The 282-nt window shown below is 32.3% G+C and carries 1 protein-coding gene; it reads left to right on the forward strand.

What is annotated here, in order from left to right; translation table 11 throughout:
- Window positions 1-282: hypothetical protein (locus BFF42_RS27390; RefSeq protein ID WP_216080637.1), on the forward strand; the 282-nt coding region annotated here is incomplete at both ends.

The raw sequence follows: 282 nt of genomic DNA on the forward strand, positions 1-282 counted from the left end.
ATAGAAATCATCAAAGTAATAAAAACAATTATTGTTGGTTACCATCATCTATGGTACTTGCCCGGAATGATAGGCGCAGGAGTTTTGACTTACTTTTTTCGTGACAACCTGAAACTAGGCATTGTTTTAGCGGTAATTAGTTTCATTGGTGGTGTGGGGATTCAATACTTAGGTAACTACCACTTTTTTGAATCTAATGTACTAGATAAATTATTTAACCTTACATTTATACATCGAAACTTTTTGTTCTTGGGTTTTCCATTTTTCTTTGTAGGTTTTTTA

This window comes from Shigella sp. FC1661, from assembly GCF_001712525.1.
GTDB lineage: Bacteria > Pseudomonadota > Gammaproteobacteria > Enterobacterales > Enterobacteriaceae > Escherichia > Escherichia coli.